The organism is Streptomyces sp. NPDC002790, from assembly GCF_040295505.1.
GTDB lineage: Bacteria > Actinomycetota > Actinomycetes > Streptomycetales > Streptomycetaceae > Streptomyces.
This window is the reverse complement of record NZ_JBEOVM010000127.1, coordinates 1-17,939: the sequence shown is the minus strand read 5'-3', so window position 1 is coordinate 17,939 and position 17,939 is coordinate 1. Positions and strand designations below refer to the sequence as shown.

At 68.1% G+C, this 17,939-nt stretch carries 14 protein-coding genes; 5 read left to right on the top strand and 9 right to left on the bottom strand.

All coding sequences use genetic code 11. The annotated features are described in order from the left end of the window. Positions 1-117: 117 nt before the first annotated feature. Positions 118-1,068 carry a heme o synthase gene (locus tag ABT004_RS31995; protein WP_351343707.1) on the bottom strand — a complete coding sequence of 317 codons (951 nt, stop codon included), beginning with the start codon at positions 1,066-1,068 and terminating at the stop codon, positions 118-120. A 390-nt stretch (positions 1,069-1,458) separates the two neighbouring features. Between ABT004_RS31995 and tkt the strand changes: the two genes are divergently transcribed. Genes tkt through pgl form a run of 5 tightly spaced genes read left to right on the top strand, consistent with a single transcriptional unit; the run spans position 1,459 to position 8,102 of the window. Continuing rightward, positions 1,459-3,546, top strand: coding sequence for a transketolase (gene tkt / locus ABT004_RS31990; RefSeq protein ID WP_351343704.1), 2,088 nt, complete (start codon positions 1,459-1,461; stop codon positions 3,544-3,546). Between the two features lie 34 nt (positions 3,547-3,580). Continuing rightward, positions 3,581-4,699 (top strand): transaldolase, encoded by a 1,119-nt coding sequence (gene tal, locus ABT004_RS31985; protein ID WP_351343701.1) that lies wholly within the window; start codon positions 3,581-3,583, stop codon positions 4,697-4,699. 4 nt (positions 4,700-4,703) lie between these two features. Then, positions 4,704-6,239 carry a glucose-6-phosphate dehydrogenase gene (gene zwf / locus ABT004_RS31980; RefSeq protein WP_351343698.1) on the top strand — a complete coding sequence of 512 codons (1,536 nt, stop codon included), beginning with the start codon at positions 4,704-4,706 and terminating at the stop codon, positions 6,237-6,239. After that, a complete protein-coding gene (opcA, locus tag ABT004_RS31975) occupies positions 6,236-7,312 on the top strand; it encodes a glucose-6-phosphate dehydrogenase assembly protein OpcA (protein WP_351343695.1) in 1,077 nt (358 codons plus the stop codon). The genes zwf and opcA overlap by 4 nt, the downstream gene beginning before the upstream one ends. Before the next feature lie 10 nt (positions 7,313-7,322). Then, positions 7,323-8,102 carry a 6-phosphogluconolactonase gene (pgl, locus tag ABT004_RS31970; protein WP_351343692.1) on the top strand — a complete coding sequence of 260 codons (780 nt, stop codon included), beginning with the start codon at positions 7,323-7,325 and terminating at the stop codon, positions 8,100-8,102. A 49-nt stretch (positions 8,103-8,151) separates the two neighbouring features. On the opposite strand, the gene ABT004_RS31965 is transcribed toward pgl, so the two are convergent. The 8 genes from ABT004_RS31965 to ABT004_RS31930 all read right to left on the bottom strand — a co-directional run bounded on the left by ABT004_RS31965 (position 8,152) and on the right by ABT004_RS31930 (position 17,768). Then, the gene (locus ABT004_RS31965) at positions 8,152-8,667 is read right to left on the bottom strand and encodes a DUF2087 domain-containing protein (protein ID WP_351343689.1); all 516 of its coding nucleotides are present in this window, start codon (positions 8,665-8,667) and stop codon (positions 8,152-8,154) included. A 49-nt stretch (positions 8,668-8,716) separates the two neighbouring features. Continuing rightward, entirely contained in the window at positions 8,717-10,372 is a 1,656-nt protein-coding gene (gene pgi, locus ABT004_RS31960; protein ID WP_351343686.1) for a glucose-6-phosphate isomerase, read from the bottom strand. Positions 10,373-10,531: 159 nt separating this feature from the next. Then, positions 10,532-10,867: an RNA polymerase-binding protein RbpA gene (locus ABT004_RS31955; protein WP_266720873.1), complete on the bottom strand. Its 336-nt coding sequence runs from the start codon at positions 10,865-10,867 to the stop codon at positions 10,532-10,534. A gap of 230 nt (positions 10,868-11,097) precedes the next feature. Continuing rightward, the gene (gene secG, locus ABT004_RS31950) at positions 11,098-11,328 is read right to left on the bottom strand and encodes a preprotein translocase subunit SecG (protein ID WP_351343683.1); all 231 of its coding nucleotides are present in this window, start codon (positions 11,326-11,328) and stop codon (positions 11,098-11,100) included. 118 nt (positions 11,329-11,446) lie between these two features. Next, positions 11,447-12,202: a triose-phosphate isomerase gene (tpiA, locus tag ABT004_RS31945; RefSeq protein ID WP_351343710.1), complete on the bottom strand. Its 756-nt coding sequence runs from the start codon at positions 12,200-12,202 to the stop codon at positions 11,447-11,449. Between the two features lie 39 nt (positions 12,203-12,241). Further along, positions 12,242-13,453 (bottom strand): phosphoglycerate kinase, encoded by a 1,212-nt coding sequence (locus tag ABT004_RS31940; protein ID WP_351343680.1) that lies wholly within the window; start codon positions 13,451-13,453, stop codon positions 12,242-12,244. Positions 13,454-13,609: 156 nt separating this feature from the next. Next, on the bottom strand, positions 13,610-14,617 hold the full coding sequence (gene gap, locus ABT004_RS31935; RefSeq protein WP_351343677.1) for a type I glyceraldehyde-3-phosphate dehydrogenase: 1,008 nt from the start codon (positions 14,615-14,617) through the stop codon (positions 13,610-13,612). A 193-nt stretch (positions 14,618-14,810) separates the two neighbouring features. Beyond that, a complete protein-coding gene (locus ABT004_RS31930; protein ID WP_351343674.1) occupies positions 14,811-17,768 on the bottom strand; it encodes a M14 family metallopeptidase in 2,958 nt (985 codons plus the stop codon). Between the last annotated feature and the right edge of the window lie 171 nt (positions 17,769-17,939).

Genomic DNA, 17,939 nt, shown 5'->3' with positions numbered 1-17,939 from the left:
TATATTTTCTTTTTGTCGTAGTACATCATCACTTTTTTAATCAAAATAAAGATCGATTCCGTGTCGGTGGGGGCGCCCCCCCCCCCCACCCCACTTATCGAGGACTTCTTATGAAGTTCAGCGCAGGAACGGATCCACCGCGATCGCCACGAACACCAGCGACACATAGGTGATGGACCAGTGGAACAGCCGCATCTCCTTGAGCTTCACGCCCGAGACCTCGGCCTTGGCGCGGCTCTGCAGACCGTGCGCCTCCCACAGCCAGAACCCGCCGGCGAGCAGCGCGACCACCGTGTAGAACCAGCCCGTGTAACCGAGCGGCTGGAGCAGCAGCGACACCGCCACCATCACCCAGCTGTAGACGACGATCTGCTTGGCCACGACCTTGTTGGAGGCGAGGACCGGAAGCATCGGCACACCCGCGCGCACGTAGTCGTCCTTCACCTTCATGGAGAGCGGCCAGTAGTGCGGCGGCGTCCAGAAGAACATGACCCCGAAGAGGATGACCGGCGCCCACGACATGGAGTTCGTGACCGACGACCAGCCGATGAGGACGGGCAGGCAGCCCGCGATGCCGCCCCACACGATGTTCTGCGCCGTACGACGCTTCAGGATCATCGTGTAGACGACTACGTAGAAGAGCAGTGCGCCCAGGGACAGCCAGGCGGACAGCCAGTTCACCGCGAAGCCGAACAGCAGCGTCGAGATCACCGCGAGGGCGATACCGAAGGCCAGGCACTCGTTCGGGCTGACCATGCCGGTGACCAGCGGACGCTGCGACGTGCGCTCCATGAGGGCGTCGATGTCGCGGTCGTACCACATGTTCAGGGCATTGGCGCCGCCCGCGGACAGATAACCGCCGACGCAGGTGATCAGCACGAGCCAGAGGTCGGGCACACCCTGTTCGGCAAGGAACATCACCGGAACGGTGGTGATGAGGAGCAGTTCGATGATCCGTGGCTTGGTCAGCGCCACGAACGCCTTGATGCGGGCCCCGAACGGCCGCTGGCCCCGACTGCTGCTGGTCAGCGCTCCCGCTGGACGGGATTCGACGGCCGTCACGCACACCCCTGACAGAGACTCCAGCGAGCCCCCGTTGCGGACCACTTGATGTGAAGTCCCGGTAAAGGCTCGCGCGTACCACGCCACTCTAGACGTTGCCCATACTCAGCCCTTCGTGGGGGTGGGTCGTGTTGGCCCGCATGCCGTAATGCCCTTTCCACCCCTCTTCGCAAGGGCTCGCGGATGAGCGTTTCGGGCCACGGATGAGCCCCCATGTGAGCGGCTGCGTATTCACGTGTCGAAAGCGCGTCGATCCGCGTCAGGAGGCGGATCCGACAGACTCCCGGCAGTCTGGAATGACTCGAAAAAAAGCACGTTCCAGCGAGGGTAGGCTCGACAACGGCTGGTGACAGAAGCCACCGGCATGAGACATGTGGAGAGGAGCCCTGACCCAGGGTGAGCACCAAGCCGACCACCACAGACTTCGAGTGGACCGATGTGGACCAGCGGGCCGTTGACACCGCTCGCGTCCTGGCCGCCGACGCCGTACAGAAGGTCGGCAACGGCCATCCCGGTACGGCGATGAGCCTGGCCCCGGCCGCGTACACCCTCTTCCAGAAGGTGATGCGACACGACCCGGCGGACGCCGACTGGACCGGCCGGGACCGTTTCGTCCTGTCCGCGGGCCACTCGTCCCTGACCCTCTACATCCAGCTCTACCTGGCCGGCTTCGGCCTGGAGCTGGACGACCTGAAGGCGTTCCGTACCTGGGGCTCCCAGACGCCGGGCCACCCGGAGTACGGGCACACCACCGGCGTGGAGACCACCACGGGCCCGCTCGGCCAGGGTGTCGCCAACGCGGTGGGCATGGCCATGGCCGCCCGCTACGAGCGCGGCCTGTTCGACCCCGAGGCCGCCGCCGGGGAGAGCCCGTTCGACCACTACGTCTTCGCCATCGCCGGTGACGGCTGCCTCCAGGAGGGCATCTCCTCCGAGGCCTCCTCCATGGCGGGCCACCAGCAGCTCGGCAACCTGGTCCTGCTGTGGGACGACAACCACATCTCGATCGAGGGCGACACCGAGACCGCGGTCTCCGAGGACACCTGCAAGCGCTACGAGGCGTACGGCTGGCACGTCCAGCGCGTCGAGCCGAAGGCCGACGGCGACCTCGACCCCGAGGCCGTCTACAACGCCATCGAGGCCGCCAAGGCCGTGACGGACAAGCCGTCCTTCATCGCGCTGCGCTCGATCATCGCCTGGCCCGCCCCGAACGCGCAGAACACCGAGGCCGCGCACGGCTCGGCGCTCGGCGACGACGAGGTGGCCGCCACCAAGCGCGTCCTGGGCTTCGACCCGGAGAAGTCCTTCGAGGTCTCCGACGAGGTCATCAACCATACGCGCGGCGCCCTGGAGCGCGGCGCGCAGGCCAAGGCCGAGTGGGACAAGCAGCTCGCCGAGTGGCGCTCCGCCAACCCGGAGCGCGCCGCCGAGTTCGACCGCGTCAACGCGGGCGAGCTGCCGGCCGGCTGGGAGGAGAAGCTCCCCGTCTTCGAGACCGGCAAGGGTGTCGCCACCCGCGCCGCCTCCGGCAAGGTCCTCCAGGCGCTCGGCGGTGTGATCCCCGAGCTGTGGGGCGGCTCCGCCGACCTTGCCGGCTCGAACAACACGACGATCGACAAGACGTCGTCGTTCCTGCCGAAGGGCAACCCGCTGCCGGAGGCCGACCCGTACGGCCGCACGATCCACTTCGGTATCCGCGAGCACTCCATGGCCGCGGAGATGAACGGCATCGCGCTGCACGGCCACACGCGCATCTACGGCGGCACCTTCCTGGTGTTCTCCGACTACATGCGCAACTCGGTGCGCCTGTCCGCCCTCATGTCGCTGCCCGTCACCTACGTGTGGACGCACGACTCCATCGGTCTCGGTGAGGACGGCCCGACCCACCAGCCGGTCGAGCACCTCGCCGCGCTGCGCGCCATCCCCGGCCTCAACGTCGTGCGCCCCGCGGACGCCAACGAGACGGCGATCGCCTGGCGCGAGATCCTGCGCCGCGGCAAGAAGGAGTACGGCGTCTCGCACCCGCACGGCCTGTCGCTGACCCGTCAGGGCGTGCCGACGTACGAGGCGAACGAGGACACCGCCAAGGGCGGCTACGTCCTGGTCGAGGCCTCCAAGGCGACGCCGGACCTGATCCTTGTCGCCACCGGTTCCGAGGTGCACCTGGCCGTCGAGGCCCGCGAGCAGCTGGAGTCCGAGGGCGTCGCCACCCGCGTCGTCTCGATGCCGTGTGTCGAGTGGTTCGACGCCCAGGAGCAGGGGTACCGGGACAGCGTCCTGCCGCCCGCCGTGAGGGCGCGCGTCGCCGTCGAGGCCGGGATCGGTCTGACCTGGCACCGCTTCGTCGGGGACGCCGGTCGCATCGTTTCGCTGGAGCACTTCGGCGCGTCCGCGGACGGCAAGGTCCTCTTCAAGGAGTTCGGCTTCACTGCCGAGAACGTGGCAGCCAAGGCGAAGGAATCTCTCGCCGCGGCCAAGCGCTGACGCCTTCGTACACGACATAGGAGATGCAATTTCCATGACAGACGCACTGAAGCGCCTCTCCGAGGAAGGCGTCGCGATCTGGCTGGACGACCTGTCGCGCAAGCGGATCACGTCCGGCAACCTCGCCGAACTGATCGACGAGCAGCACGTCGTGGGCGTCACCACCAACCCGTCGATCTTCCAGAAGGCGATCTCGCAGGGCGACGGCTACGACCAGCAGCTCGCCGACCTCGCCGCCCGCAAGGTCACCGTCGAAGAGGCCATCCGCATGATCACGACGGCGGACGTCCGTGACGCCGCCGACATCCTGCGCCCGGTCTTCGACGCGACGGGCGGCCAGGACGGCCGCGTGTCGATCGAGGTCGACCCGCGCCTGGCGCACAACACCAGGGCGACGGTCGCCGAGGCCCGCCAGCTCGCGTGGCTGGTGGACCGGCCGAACACGCTGATCAAGATCCCGGCGACCAAGGGCGGCCTGCCCGCGATCACCGAGACGATCGGCAACGGCATCAGCGTCAACGTCACGCTGATCTTCTCCCTGGAGCGCTACCGCGAGGTCATGGACGCCTACCTTGCCGGCCTGGAGAAGGCCAAGGCCAAGGGCATCGACCTGTCGACGATCCACTCGGTCGCCTCGTTCTTCGTGTCCCGCGTGGACGCCGAGATCGACAAGCGGATCGACGCTCTCGGGACGGACGACGCCAAGGCGGCGCGCGGCAAGGCCGCCCTCGCCAACGCGCGCCTTGCCTACGAGGCGTACGAGGAGGTCTTCTCCTCCGACCGCTGGGCCGCGCTCGACAAGGCGCAGGCCAACAAGCAGCGCCCGCTGTGGGCGTCGACGGGCGTCAAGGACAAGGCGTACAAGGACACCCTGTACGTCGACGACCTGGTCGCTCCCGGCACGGTGAACACCATGCCGGAGGCCACCCTGGAGGCGACGGCCGACCACGGCCAGATCACCGGGAACACGATCGCGGGCACGTACGACCAGGCCCGCAAGGACATCGAGGCCGTCGAGAAGCTGGGGATCTCGTACGACGAGGTCGTGCAGCTCCTCGAGGACGAGGGCGTCGAGAAGTTCGAGGCGGCCTGGACCGACCTGCTGAAGTCGACCGAGGCGGAGCTCAAGCGCCTCGCCCCCTCGGAGGGCTGATCCCTTGACCGCACACGGAGCGAACAGCAATCCGCTCCGTGACGCCGCCGACCGACGGCTCCCGCGCATCGCGGGGCCGTCGGGTCTGGTGATTTTCGGCGTTACGGGCGATTTGTCACGTAAGAAGCTGATGCCCGCGGTTTATGACCTCGCGAACCGGGGTCTGCTGCCGCCCGGCTTCTCGCTCATCGGGTTCGCCCGCCGCGAGTGGCAGGACGAGGACTTCGCGCAGGAGGTGCACGACGCGGTCAAGCAGCACGCGCGCACGCCGTTCCGCGAGGAGGTCTGGCAGCAGCTCATCCAGGGGATGCGCTTCGTCCAGGGCAACTTCGACGACGACGACGCGTTCGAGCAGCTCAAGGCGACCATCAACGACCTGGACAAGTCGCAGGGCACGGGCGGCAACTTCGCGTTCTACCTCTCCGTACCCCCCAAGTTCTTCCCGAACGTGGTCCAGCAGCTCAAGAAGCACGGCCTCGCGGACGCCCCCGAAGGGTCCTGGCGGCGCGCCGTCATCGAGAAGCCCTTCGGCCACGACCTCGCCTCCGCCAAGGACCTCAACGCGATCGTGCACGAGGTGTTCGACCCGGACCAGGTGTTCCGGATCGACCACTACCTCGGCAAGGAGACCGTCCAGAACATCCTGGCGCTGCGCTTCGCCAACCAGATGTTCGAGCCGATCTGGAACCGGTCCTACGTCGACCACATCCAGATCACGATGGCCGAGGACATCGGCATCGGCGGCCGCGCCGGCTACTACGACGGCATCGGCGCCGCCCGCGACGTCATCCAGAACCACCTCCTTCAGTTGATGGCGCTGACCGCCATGGAGGAGCCCGCCTCCTTCGACGCGGACGCGCTCGTCGCCGAGAAGGCCAAGGTGCTCGGCGCGGTGAGGCTGCCGAAGGACATCGGCAAGGACACGGTGTTCGCGCAGTACGCGGCCGGGTGGCAGGGCGGCGAGAAGGCCGTCGGCTACCTCCAGGAAGACGGCATCGACCCGAAGTCGAAGACCGACACGTACGCGGCCGTCAAGCTGGAGGTGGACAACCGCCGCTGGGCGGGCGTGCCCTTCTACCTGCGTACGGGCAAGCGTCTCGGCCGCCGGGTCACCGAGATCGCCGTCGTCTTCCAGCGGGCGCCGCACTCCCCCTTCGACCACACGGCGACGGAGGAGCTGGGGCAGAACGCGATCGTGATCCGCGTCCAGCCGGACGAGGGCATCACGGTCCGCTTCGGCTCGAAGGTGCCGGGCACGTCGATGGAGATCCGCGACGTGTCGATGGACTTCGCGTACGGCGAGTCCTTCACGGAGTCGAGCCCCGAGGCGTACGAGCGGCTGATCCTGGACGTGCTGCTGGGCGACGCCAACCTCTTCCCGCGCACGGAGGAGGTCGAGCTCTCCTGGAACATCCTCGACCCGATCGAGGGCTACTGGGACAAGCACGGCAAGCCCGCCCAGTACCCGTCCGGCACGTGGGGGCCCGCCGAGGCGGACGAAATGCTCGCACGAGACGGACGGAGCTGGCGCAGGCCATGAAGATCGATCTCACGGACACCACGTCCAGCAAGATCAACAAGTCGCTCGTCAAGGGCCGCCGCGCCATCGGCACACCCGCCGTCGGCATGGTGCTGACCCTCGTCATCGTCACCGACGAGGAGAACGCCTACGACGCCCTGAAGGCCGCCAACGAGGCCTCGCGCGAACACCCCTCGCGCACCCTCGTGGTCATCAAGCGCGTCTCGCGCTCCCCTCGCGACCGTACGAAATCCCGGCTCGACGCCGAGGTACGGCTCGGCGCCGAGGCGGGCACCGGCGAGACCGTCGTCCTGCGCCTGTACGGCGAGGTCATCAACCACGCCCAGTCGGTCGTCCTGCCGCTGCTGCTGCCGGACGCCCCGACGGTCGTCTGGTGGCCCGTGGACGCGCCTCTGGACCCCGCGAACGACCCGCTGGGCGCGCTGGCCCAGCGCCGCGTCACGGACACGTACGCGGCCGAGCAGCCGGTTCACGAGCTGGAGGCGCGGGCCGAGTCCTACGCTCCCGGCGACACCGACCTGTCGTGGACCCGGATCACGCCGTGGCGCTCGATGCTGGCCGCCGCGCTCGACCAGGTGACCTGCGACGTCACCTCGGTCGAGGTCGAGGGCGAGGAGTTCAACCCGAGCTGCGAGCTGCTCGCGATGTGGCTGGCGGACCGGCTCGACGTCCCCGTGCGGCGCAGCCTGTCGGCGGGTCCAGGGCTGACCGGCGTACGCCTGGAGTCCACCTGCGGCCCGATCGTCCTCGACCGGGCCGACGGCACCCTCGCCACGCTCTCCATCCAGGGCCAGCCGGACCGCGCGGTCGCGCTCAAGCGCCGCGAGACGTCCGAGCTGATCGCGGAGGAGCTGCGCCGGCTCGACCCGGACGACACGTACGCGGCCGCGCTGCGGTTCGGCGTGGACCGGCTGGGCGAGCCCGATGGCCAGAAGACGGTGCCGGAGTCGGTGTCGTCGGCAGCCTCGGCCGCTCCCGCGGCGGCGCCCGCCCCGAAGGCGGCCGCGAAGAAGGCACCGGCCAAGAAGGCCCCTGCCAAAAAGGCTCCCGCCAAGAAGGCAACGACGAAGTGAGCGCAGACAAGTGAGTGCAGCACCCCAACTCGTCGTCCACCGCGACAAGGAGCTGATGGCGCAGGCGGCCGCGGCCCGGCTGATCACCAAGATCGTCGACGCCCAGTCCGCCCGCGGCTCCGCCTCCGTCGTCCTGACGGGCGGCCGCAACGGCAACGGCCTGCTGGCCGCGCTGCACGCGGCCCCCGCCAGGGACGCGGTCGACTGGGGCCGCCTCGACCTGTGGTGGGGCGACGAGCGGTTCCTGCCGGACGGCGACCCCGAGCGCAACTACACACAGGCGAAGGAGGCGCTGCTCGACGCGGTGCCGCTCGACCCCACGCGCGTGCACCCCATGCCCGCGTCGGACGGTCCTTTCGAGGCGGACGCCGCGGCCGAGGCGTACGCGGCCGAGCTCGCGAACGCCGCGGGACCCGAGGACCACGGCCCCGTGCCGACCTTCGACGTCCTGATGCTCGGCGTCGGCCCCGACACGCACGTCGCGTCGCTCTTCCCGGAGCTCCCGGCGGTCCGCGAGACGGAGCGCACCGTCGTCGGCGTGCACGGCGCCCCCAAGCCGCCGCCCACCCGCACCACGCTCACGCTCCCGGCGATCCGGGCCGCGCGCGAGGTGTGGCTGCTCGCCGCGGGCGAGGACAAGGCGGGGGCCGCCGCGATCGCGCTGTCCGGCGCGGGCGAGATCCAGGCCCCCGCCGCGGGCGCGTACGGCCGTTCGCGCACGCTGTGGCTGCTGGACGCGGCCGCGGCGTCGCAGCTGCCGCCGGAGCTGTATCCGCCGGCGATCGCGTAACGACGTCCTACGCAGGCACGTGGGCCCCGCTTCTTAAAGAAGTGGGGCCCTACGCGTGCTGCGGCACGCGGTAGTCCGACCCGTCCTTCTCGCGTACGAGGAGGCCGTCGATGACGCAGTAGCGGCGCAGCGCGGCCGTGTCGTCATGGACCGTGCGCAGCGCCTCGTTGACCTCGCGCTCGCTGTAGGTGCGCTCGGCGTCGAAGAGCCTGCCCGTGAGGTGCACGAGGAGGTCGTGGCGGACGGTCTGGCGTACCGGTATGACGGTGAGGCGGCCCCGGGAGAAGAAGCCGGTGAGGTGGCGCGGGACGCCCGGGGCGGGCTCGGCGGCCCGGTGGTGGCGGAAGATCTCCGACCCGGCGCGCAGCGAGCCGTCGTCGAGGCGCTGGACGAGTCCCGCGGCGATCAGCTTGCCGAGGTGCTTGCGGGCCACCGGGGAGTCGGCCTCGCGCGGCGGCAGGCCGTCGAGGACGATGCGCGCGTAGAGCCTGAGTCGTTCTGGGTCGGCGAGTGCCGACATGAGCTGGCCGTTGTTCATCAGGGGGCTGCCTCCCGGCTGGGTCACGGACGGGCAGTCTCACCCGCCGGAAGGACTTTGCGCACCCCAATAACGATTAACGGCCCCGCAGCTCCCGGTACTTCGCGACCAGCGCCTGTGTCGACGTGTCGAGCCCCGGTACCTCCGCACCCTCGGTGAGCGCCGGCTCCACGCGCTTCGCGAGCACCTTGCCCAGCTCGACGCCCCACTGGTCGAAGGAGTCGATGTTCCAGACGGCGCCTTGCACGAACACCTTGTGTTCGTAGAGGGCGACCAACTGCCCGAGCACGGACGGCGTGAGGTCCTTCGCGAGGATCGTGGTCGTCGGGTGGTCGCCCTTGAACGTCTTGTGCGGCACCAGCTCCTCGGGCACTCCCTCGGCGCGCACCTCGTCGGGTGTCTTGCCGAACGCCAGCGCCTGGGTCTGCGCGAAGAAGTTGGCCATGAGCAGGTCGTGCTGGGCGACGAGCCCCGGCAGCAGATCGGCGACCGGCTCGGCGAAACCGATGAAGTCCGCAGGGATCAACTTCGTTCCCTGGTGGATGAGTTGGTAGTAGGCGTGCTGCCCGTTCGTGCCCGGCGTGCCCCACACCACGGGGCCGGTCTGCCAGCCGACCTCCTCGCCATTGCGTTGCACGTACTTGCCGTTCGACTCCATGTCGAGCTGCTGGAGGTACGCCGTGAACTTGGAGAGGTAGTGCGAGTACGGCAGCACCGCGTGCGACTGCGCGTCGTGGAAGTTTCCGTACCAGATACCCAACAGACCCATCAGCAAAGGGACGTTGGACTCGGCGGGCGCCGTGCGGAAGTGCTCGTCGACGAGGAGGAAGCCGTCGAGCATCTCGCGGAACGCGGCCGGGCCGATGGCGATCATCAGCGACAACCCGATCGCCGAGTCATACGAATAACGTCCGCCGACCCAGTCCCAGAACTCGAACATGTTGGCCGTGTCGATGCCGAACTCCGACACCTTCCCTGCGTTCGTCGAAAGCGCCACGAAGTGCTTGGCGACGGCTTCCTGAGGGGCCCTCAGCCCGGTGAGCAGCCAGTCGCGCGCGGACGTCGCGTTGGTGATCGTCTCGATGGTGGTGAAGGTCTTCGAGGCGATGACGAACAGCGTCTCGGCGGGGTCCAGGTCCCGTACGGCCTCGTGCAGGTCCGCCCCGTCGACGTTCGACACGAAGCGGACGGTCAGGTCGCGGTCGGCGAAGGAGCGCAGCACCTCGTACGCCATCGCGGGACCGAGGTCGGAGCCGCCGATGCCGATGTTGACGACGTTCTTGATCCGCTTGCCGGTGTGTCCGGTCCACTCCCCCGACCTGACCCGGTCGGCGAAGGCGGCCATCTTGTCGAGGACGGCGTGCACTCCCGGCACCACGTTCTCGCCGTCGACCTCGATCACCGCGTCCCGCGGAGCACGCAGCGCGGTGTGCAGGACGGCCCGGTCCTCGGTCGTGTTGATCTTGTCGCCGCGGAACATGGCATCGCGCAGGCCGAACACGTCGGTCGCGGCGGCCAGCTCGCGCAGCAGCCGCAGCGTCTCGCCGGTGACCAGGTGCTTGGAGTAGTCGACGTGCAGGTCACCGACCCCCAGCGTCCAGCCGGAACCGCGCGCGGGATCGGCCTCGAACAACTCCCGCAGTGGTACGTCGCCCAGCTGCTCGCGGTGCTTGGCGAGCGCCTGCCATTCGGGCGTCTGGGTGAGTGCTGTCTGCTTGTCGGACGCGTTCATCTCGGACTTCAGCCTTCTCTCGTACCTGCGTACGTACGGTGCCCCGCTGCTGCCATCCAACCTAATTGATCAGGTTGAATCGGGCCTTTCCGTGGCCACACGAAAGAGGTACGAGAAAAGGGCCGGGCACCTGCTCAGGTGCCCGGCCCTTTTGGCCGGTCAGATCTCGCCCCGCAGTTTCGCGAGCGCCTCGGCGAGGATCGCCTCACCGTCCGCGTCACTGCGCCGCTCCCGCACATAGGCCAGGTGCGTCTTGTACGGCTCCGTACGCGGTGGGGCCGGCGGGCTGTCCCGGTCCTGCCCGGCCGGGAAGCCGCAGCGCGGACAGTCCCAGGTCTCCGGCACCTGCGCGTCGGAGGCGAAGCTCGGCTGCGTCTCGTGCCCGTTCGAGCACCAGAAGGAGATGCGCAGGCGCGGCGCGGACTCGCCGCGCTCGGCCTCGCCCATCGGCCCCGCCCCGACCCGACTTCCTCGGATCGCGTTGCCACTTGCCACGGTCGTAACTCCCTGCGTGATGGTGCCGCGAAGCCTGTCGGCGTTCGAGCTTCGCCGCGGAGCGCCTCAGTCTACGTAAGGCCCAACGCGCGTCCAGTGCTTGGAGTTACATCGCTCCACAGACGCAAGCCCCATGATAGGCCGCGTTGTTGAGCGCGTACCGAACATGGGGCTTTACGTGAGAGATATGCGGTTGTGGCGGACCGGCCCCAGGGACCGGGGCCCGAAAGTCAGTTGTTGATCTTCATCAGAATGCCGAGCACCACGATGCACGCGAACCACAGGAGACCGGTCACGACCGTGATCCGGTCGAGGTTCCGCTCGGCGACCGAGGAGCCACCGACGGAGGACTGCATGCCGCCACCGAACATGTCGGAGAGGCCGCCGCCCTTTCCCTTGTGCATCAGCACCAGGAGCATCAGCAGCAGGCTGAAGACGATCAGGGCGATCGAGAACCCCATAACCACGGCTGGACCAACTTCCTCGGAACTTTTTGGACGACGGGGCCGACGCTCCGCGAAGAGCCTCGGCCCCGCAAGGGTACGACGTATGGCGGCTAGCGCCTACTCGCTGCTCGTGTCACTGCTCGTGGAAGCGAACGATCTTCACGAACTCGTCGGCGTCCAGCGAGGCGCCGCCGATCAGGGCGCCGTCGATGTCGGGCTTGGACATGATCTCCGCGACGTTGCCGGACTTCACCGAACCGCCGTACTGGATGCGGACCTTGTCCGCGACGTCCTGCGAGTACAGATCGGCGAGCTTGCCACGGATGGCCCCGCAGACCTCCTGCGCGTCGTCGGCGCCGCACACCTTGCCGGTGCCGATGGCCCACACGGGCTCGTAGGCGATGACGATCGTCTCGGCCTGCTCGGCGGGCAGGTCCTTGAGGCCGCCCTCGACCTGGCCGAGCGTGTGGGAGACGTGGTTGCCCGCCTCTCGGACGTCCAGCTCCTCACCGACACACAGGATCGGCGTCAGGCCGTGCTTGTACGCGGCCTTCACCTTGCCGTTGACGACCTCGTCGGTCTCGTCGTGGTACTGCCGGCGCTCCGAGTGGCCGATCGCCACGAAGGTGCACTTGAGCTTGGCGAGCATCGGGCCGGAGATCTCACCGGTGTACGCGCCGGAGTCGTGCGCCGAGAGGTCCTGGGCGCCGTACTTGATCTTGAGCTTGTCGCCGTCGACCAGCGTCTGCACGGAGCGCAGGTCGGTGAACGGCGGCAGAACGGCGACCTCGACGGCGTCGTAGTCCTTGTCCGCGAGAGCGAAAGCGAGCTTCTGGACGTGCGCGATGGCCTCGAGGTGGTTGAGGTTCATCTTCCAGTTGCCCGCCATCAGCGGCGTGCGGCCCTGTACGGGAGCAGTCATGCGGGGTCAGTCCTCCAGTGCGGCGAGACCGGGCAGCGTCTTGCCCTCGAGGTACTCGAGGGAGGCGCCACCGCCGGTCGAGATGTGGCCGAATGCCTTCTCGTCGAAGCCCAGCGTACGGACCGCCGCGGCGGAGTCTCCGCCACCCACGACGGTGAAGCCGGGAGCGTCGATGAGGGCCTGGGCGACCGCCTTGGTGCCCTCGGCGTAGTCGGGGTGCTCGAAGACGCCCATCGGACCGTTCCAGAACACGGTCTCGGCGTCGGCGAGCTTCGAGGCGTACAGCTTGCGGGTCTTGGGGCCGATGTCCAGGCCCTCCTGGTCGGCCGGGATGGCGTCCGCGGCGACGGTCGAGGGGTTGGCCGGGGTCTTGCCCTTGAGGTCGGGGAACTCCGGCGAGACCAGGACGTCGACCGGGAGCACGATCTCCACGCCGTTCTTCTCGGCGCGCTCCATGTACTCCGTGACGGTCGGGAGCTGGTCCTCCTGGAGGAGCGAGATACCGACCTCGTAGCCCTTGGCCTTGAGGAAGGTGTACGCCATGCCACCACCGATGAGGAGGCGGTCGGCCCTGCCGAGCAGCTGGTCGATGACGGCCAGCTTGTCGGAGACCTTGGCGCCGCCGAGCGCGACCACGTAGGGGCGCTTGACGTCGTCGGTGAGCTTCTTCAGGACGCCGACCTCGGTGGCGATGAGGTAGCCGGCGTAGTGCGGAAGCCGCTTCGGCAGGTCGTACACGGAGGCGTGCTTGCGGTGCACGGCGCCGAAACCGTCGCCTACGTAGACGTCCGCAAGGTGGGCGAGCTGCTCGGCGAAGTCGCCGCGCTCGGCGTCGTCCTTGCTCGTCTCGCCGGCGTTGAAGCGCAGGTTCTCGATGACGGCGACCTGGCCGGGCTGCAGGCCGTCGACGGCCTCGTGGGCGGCGGGGCCGACCGTGTCCTGGGCGAACGCGACCGGCTTGCCCAGCAGCTCGGCGAGGCGCTCGGCGGCGGGCAGCAGGGAGAACTGCGGGTCCGGGGCGCCCTTGGGGCGGCCCAGGTGGGAGGCGACGATCACCTTGGCGCCCGCGCCGGCCAGGGCCTGCACGGTCGGCAGGACGGCGCGGATGCGGCCGTCGTCGGTGATGAGGCCGTCGGCCAGCGGCACGTTGAGGTCGGCGCGGACGAACACCCGCTTCCCGTCGACCCCTTCGGCGAGAAGTTCCTCAATCGTCTTCATGGATGGGCTCCTTGAGAGGGCTGGTCGTGCACGTTCGTGAAGGCTGACGCGCGAAGGGCCCGGACTGTCGCGCGGCGCCGCGCGGGTCCGGACCCTTCGCTACATCTGAGTGCCTTGCTGCTCTAGAACCTTAGAGGTCTCAGAACCCTGGACGGCTCAGAGCTGACCGCCGACGAAGACCGTGAGGTCGACGAGACGGTTGGAGTAGCCCCACTCGTTGTCGTACCAGCCGAGGATCTTCACCGAGTTGCCTTCCTGGACCATGGTCAGGGAGGAGTCGAAGGTGCAGGAGACCGGCTCGCCGACGATGTCCGAGGACACGATCGGGTCCTCGGTGTACGCCACGATGCCCTTGAGCTCGCCGTCCGCGGCCTTCTTGAACGCGGCGTTGACCTCGTCCTTGGTGGTCTCGCGCTGCAGCTCCACGACCAGGTCGGTGGCCGAGCCGGTCGGGACCGGGACGCGCATCGCGATGCCGTCGAGCTTGCCCTTGAGCTGCGGCAGGACCAGGGCGGTCGCCTTGGCGGCGCCCGTCGTGGTCGGGATGATGTTCTCCGCGGCGGCACGCGCGCGGCGCAGGTCGCTGTGCGGGAAGTCCAGGATGCGCTGGTCGTTCGTGTAGGCGTGAACCGTCGTCATCAGGCCACGGACGATGCCGAAGTTCTCGTCGAGCACCTTCGCCATCGGCGCCACACAGTTGGTGGTGCACGACGCGTTCGAGATGACGTGGTGGTTCGCCGGGTCGTACTGGTCCTGGTTGACGCCCATCACGATGGTGATGTCCTCGTCCTTGGCCGGAGCCGAGATGAGGACCTTCTTGGCGCCGCCTGCGATGTGCTTCTCGGCGTCCGCCTTCTTCGTGAAGATGCCCGTGGACTCGATCACGACGTCGACACCGAGCTGACCCCACGGAATGTCGGCGGGGTTGCGCTCGGACAGCACCTTGATGGTGCGGCCGTCGACCGTGATGGTGTCCTCTGTGTGCGACACCTCGGCCTTGAGACGGCCCAGGATCGTGTCGTACTTCAGAAGGTGTGCGGTGGTCGCGGTGTCACCCAGGTCGTTGACAGCAACGATCTCGATGTCTGCACCCTGGTCAAGAAGGGCGCGGAAATAATTGCGACCGATGCGGCCAAAGCCGTTGATGCCTACGCGGATCGTCACGAACCGATCTCCTCGTTGGTACGCCGGAGTATCGACGCCGGCGAGATTTATTTGGGATGTCCCCGACCGCCTCCGACCCTACCTCCCATAAAGGCTCGGGGTGACATCGAGCGACTCCATGCAGGACACAGCGGCCCGTACTCATGAGTAACGTACGGGCCGCTGTGTATTTCGCGGGTAATTCAGACCCCGTTCAGTCGCTAATTGAGCGCAGGGCCTTTCGGATGAGCGCATTTCGATCGGCTGCCGCGGTGACGTGTTCCAGGCCGAATCCGAGCAGCACCGTGTCGGGCGTGCTGATCGCGCCGTACGTCGTGAACAGGTCCTTGGCGAGCGCCCAGTCCTTCACGGCGGGCGGACTGCCCGCGGGCGGCCCGGGGACGCTCCAGACGCCCAGGGACGTCTCGAAGCCCTCGGTCTCGGTGGCCTGTCCCCCGATCACGACGGAGGCGTTGTCGGCGCGCACGCCCTCACCTCCGGTCCCGGGGTCGCTCACGTAACTCAGGGACACCTCGACGGACTTGCCGGCATAGGCGCTCAGGTCGTACGTGACCGTCTTCCAGTCGTCCGAGGAGCCGGTGAGGCTGTTCCACTGGCCGGAGGTGCCGGTGTTGCCGCAGGCGGCGCCGTCCGGCGTCAGGTAGCGGGCGAGCGCCGGGTGGTCCTGGATGAAGAATCCGGCCTCGCACTCCGTGGGCACCTTGTTCGAGGTGTAACCGTCCCTGTCGGGCAGGGTCGTCCAGTCCTCCGCACCGGTCGTGTGCGCCTCCAGGGGTGCGTGGTCGTAGCCCGGTTCGGTGTCCCACAGGAGCTGCATCCGCAGCTGCGGCTGCTGGGCCGCGGTGACTCCGCTGAGGTCGATGGTGCGGGTCAGGCGCTTGTACGCGTCGTCCGTGTGGACGGCGGCCGCCATGCCCGCGCCCTCGTACTGGCCCGCTCCCGCGCTGGTGAACTGCGGCAGCGTGGCGGAGGTCGCCTCGTACAGGCCCGCGCCGTTCAGCGGGTTGCCGGGTGCGTCTCCGAGGGACGCGGCGATCCCGTCGAGGTCACCTGAACCGTCGAAGCGGGTCGCCACCGGGGAGGCCGTGCGCGAGTAGGCGCCCAGGTAGTACTGGCTGAAGTCGTTCGTCGTGGTGCCGCCGATGTCGACAGAGCCGCCCGCCTTCTCGCCCGCCTCGACGAGCTTGCCGCCCTCGTTCAGGTAGTCGCGTATGGCCAGTTGGGTGGCGAGGGTCGGCCGGTCGGCGCTCGTGTAGTGGACGACCGCCTTGAAGTGGCCGAGTACGGCGAGGGGGTCGGGAGTACCCTGCTTCGCGACGTTCCAGACGACCGGGGAGCGGCCCGCGGCCTTGAGCGCGTCTACGTAGGCGCCCGTTTGCACACCCGCGGCGTCGTTCTCCGCGACGACAAGAGTGTCGCCCTTGTCGCGTGCGGCGACGGTGTAGGTGAAGTGCTCGCTACTTGTGCTCTTTCCGGATTTCGTGCGCCCCGTGAACCACACCTCTACCTTGTCGCCGACATCGGCGTCCTCGACCTTCGCCCTATAGGCGTCGAAGTGCAGATTGTCGTCGCCTCCGTAGGTCTCGCCGCCCTTCCAGGCACGCAATTCCTCATCGTGCGAACGGCCGCCATTGACGCGGTAGTTCAGCTCCTTGTCGCGAACAGACTTCCGTACCGTCACGGAGACTTCCTGGTCACCACCGCGCGCGTACGAAGTCGTGAACTTCGCCGGGGTGAAGTCGGGCGCCTCCATGCCGACCGAGGACGACGGTTGGTCCGGGTGCGAGGCGGTCTCGGCGATCGACATCGCGAAGGGGATGTTCTTCTCGAACTCGGCCTGGATGAGCTTCTCGTCGTCCGGGAACGTGAAGACCGACGCGCAGTCGCCGGGTTTCCACGCGTCGTTGGGGTCGACGTTCGACGCGGTCTGGCAGGTGCTCATCTCGGGCGTGAACATCGAGGTGCCGTTGACGTTGCCTGCGTGCCCGTCGGCCTCGCCGTTCGTCGTGTACAGCTCCGAGGAGACCTGCGGGTGGTAGCCGGGGATCGCGGACTTCTCCGGGGTACCGGCGAGCGCCTTGTAGAGCACGTCGTCCGGGGTCGGCGTGGCGACCTGCCAGCCCACTCCGTAGAGCAGCAGTTCGGCGGCGGAGTGGTAGTTGATGGCGTAGTCGAAGCCGACGCGCTTCTCGAAAGCGTCGAGGGCCTTGGTCTCCGGCTCGGAGTTCGGGCTCGCGCCACGGTAGGTCTGGTTGGCGGGTTCGGGTGACGAACCCTCGTCGTCGTAGCCCCACTTGTAGGCGAAGTTGCGGTTGAGGTCGACGCCGTCGCCGGTGGTGTACTTGCCGTCGCCGTTGTTGTCGCGCATGTTCTTGCGCCACTGGCGGTTGGCCGCGTCCTTGAACGTCCAGTCGTAGCCGTCGGGGTTGGCGGAGAGGACGAACCACATCTCCGTGGAGTCGACGAGCTTCTTGACGTGCGCGTCCTTGGAGTAGTTGTCCACGTAGTGGTGCATCAAGCGGCGGGTCATCTCCGGGGTGATCCACTCGCGCGCGTGCTGGTTCGACATGTAGAGCACGGACGGCTTCGCGCCGTCCTTGACCTTCTTGGCGCGCTTGGTGAGCTTGAGCGCGAGGATGTCCTGGCCCTGGAGCGTCTTGCCGATGGAGACGACCTTGGTGAGGTCGGGATGCTCCTGGGCGGTGCGCAGGACCTCCTCCTGGAGGCCGCCCTTGCCGCGGTACGGGCGGAAGACTCCGTCACCGGCGGCCTCGACGCGGGCCGTCGCCTTGGTACTCAGCTTGTGCTCGGTGAGCTCGACGCCCTTCTTACGAAGGCTGTCGGCCTGCTTGTCGGTGAGGTAGACCTCGACCTTCGACGTGCCCTTCTTCGGAGCCTGCTCGCCGAGTTCGTGGCCGTCCTGGCCGGCCTGGAGGAGCAGCGGTATCTGCTCCTTCGACACCTCGGCGCGGAACACCTTGACGGCGTCCGCGCCGGAACCTGCCTTCGCCGGGCCGTTGTCCGCGTGGGCGACGGGCGCCAGTGCGGCGCCTCCCACCCCCAGGACAAGCGCTCCGACGGCGAGGATCGATCTCGCTCGTCGTCCCGCTCCCCGCCCCCGTCCCGTTCTTCGTCCCACACTTCGTCGCATGAGCCCCCCTTGCAGTTGTCTGCCACGGTTGTGGCGCGATGCCGCAGAAGCGAACAAGCGTCAGAATCGTGACCGTTCATGGTCAAGTCAAGGGGGCCCGCGCCTGCGGGAGTTGGCGGGAAGGGGCCGTTCCGGAAATCGTCGCGCAACCCATTGACCGACCTGCGAGCG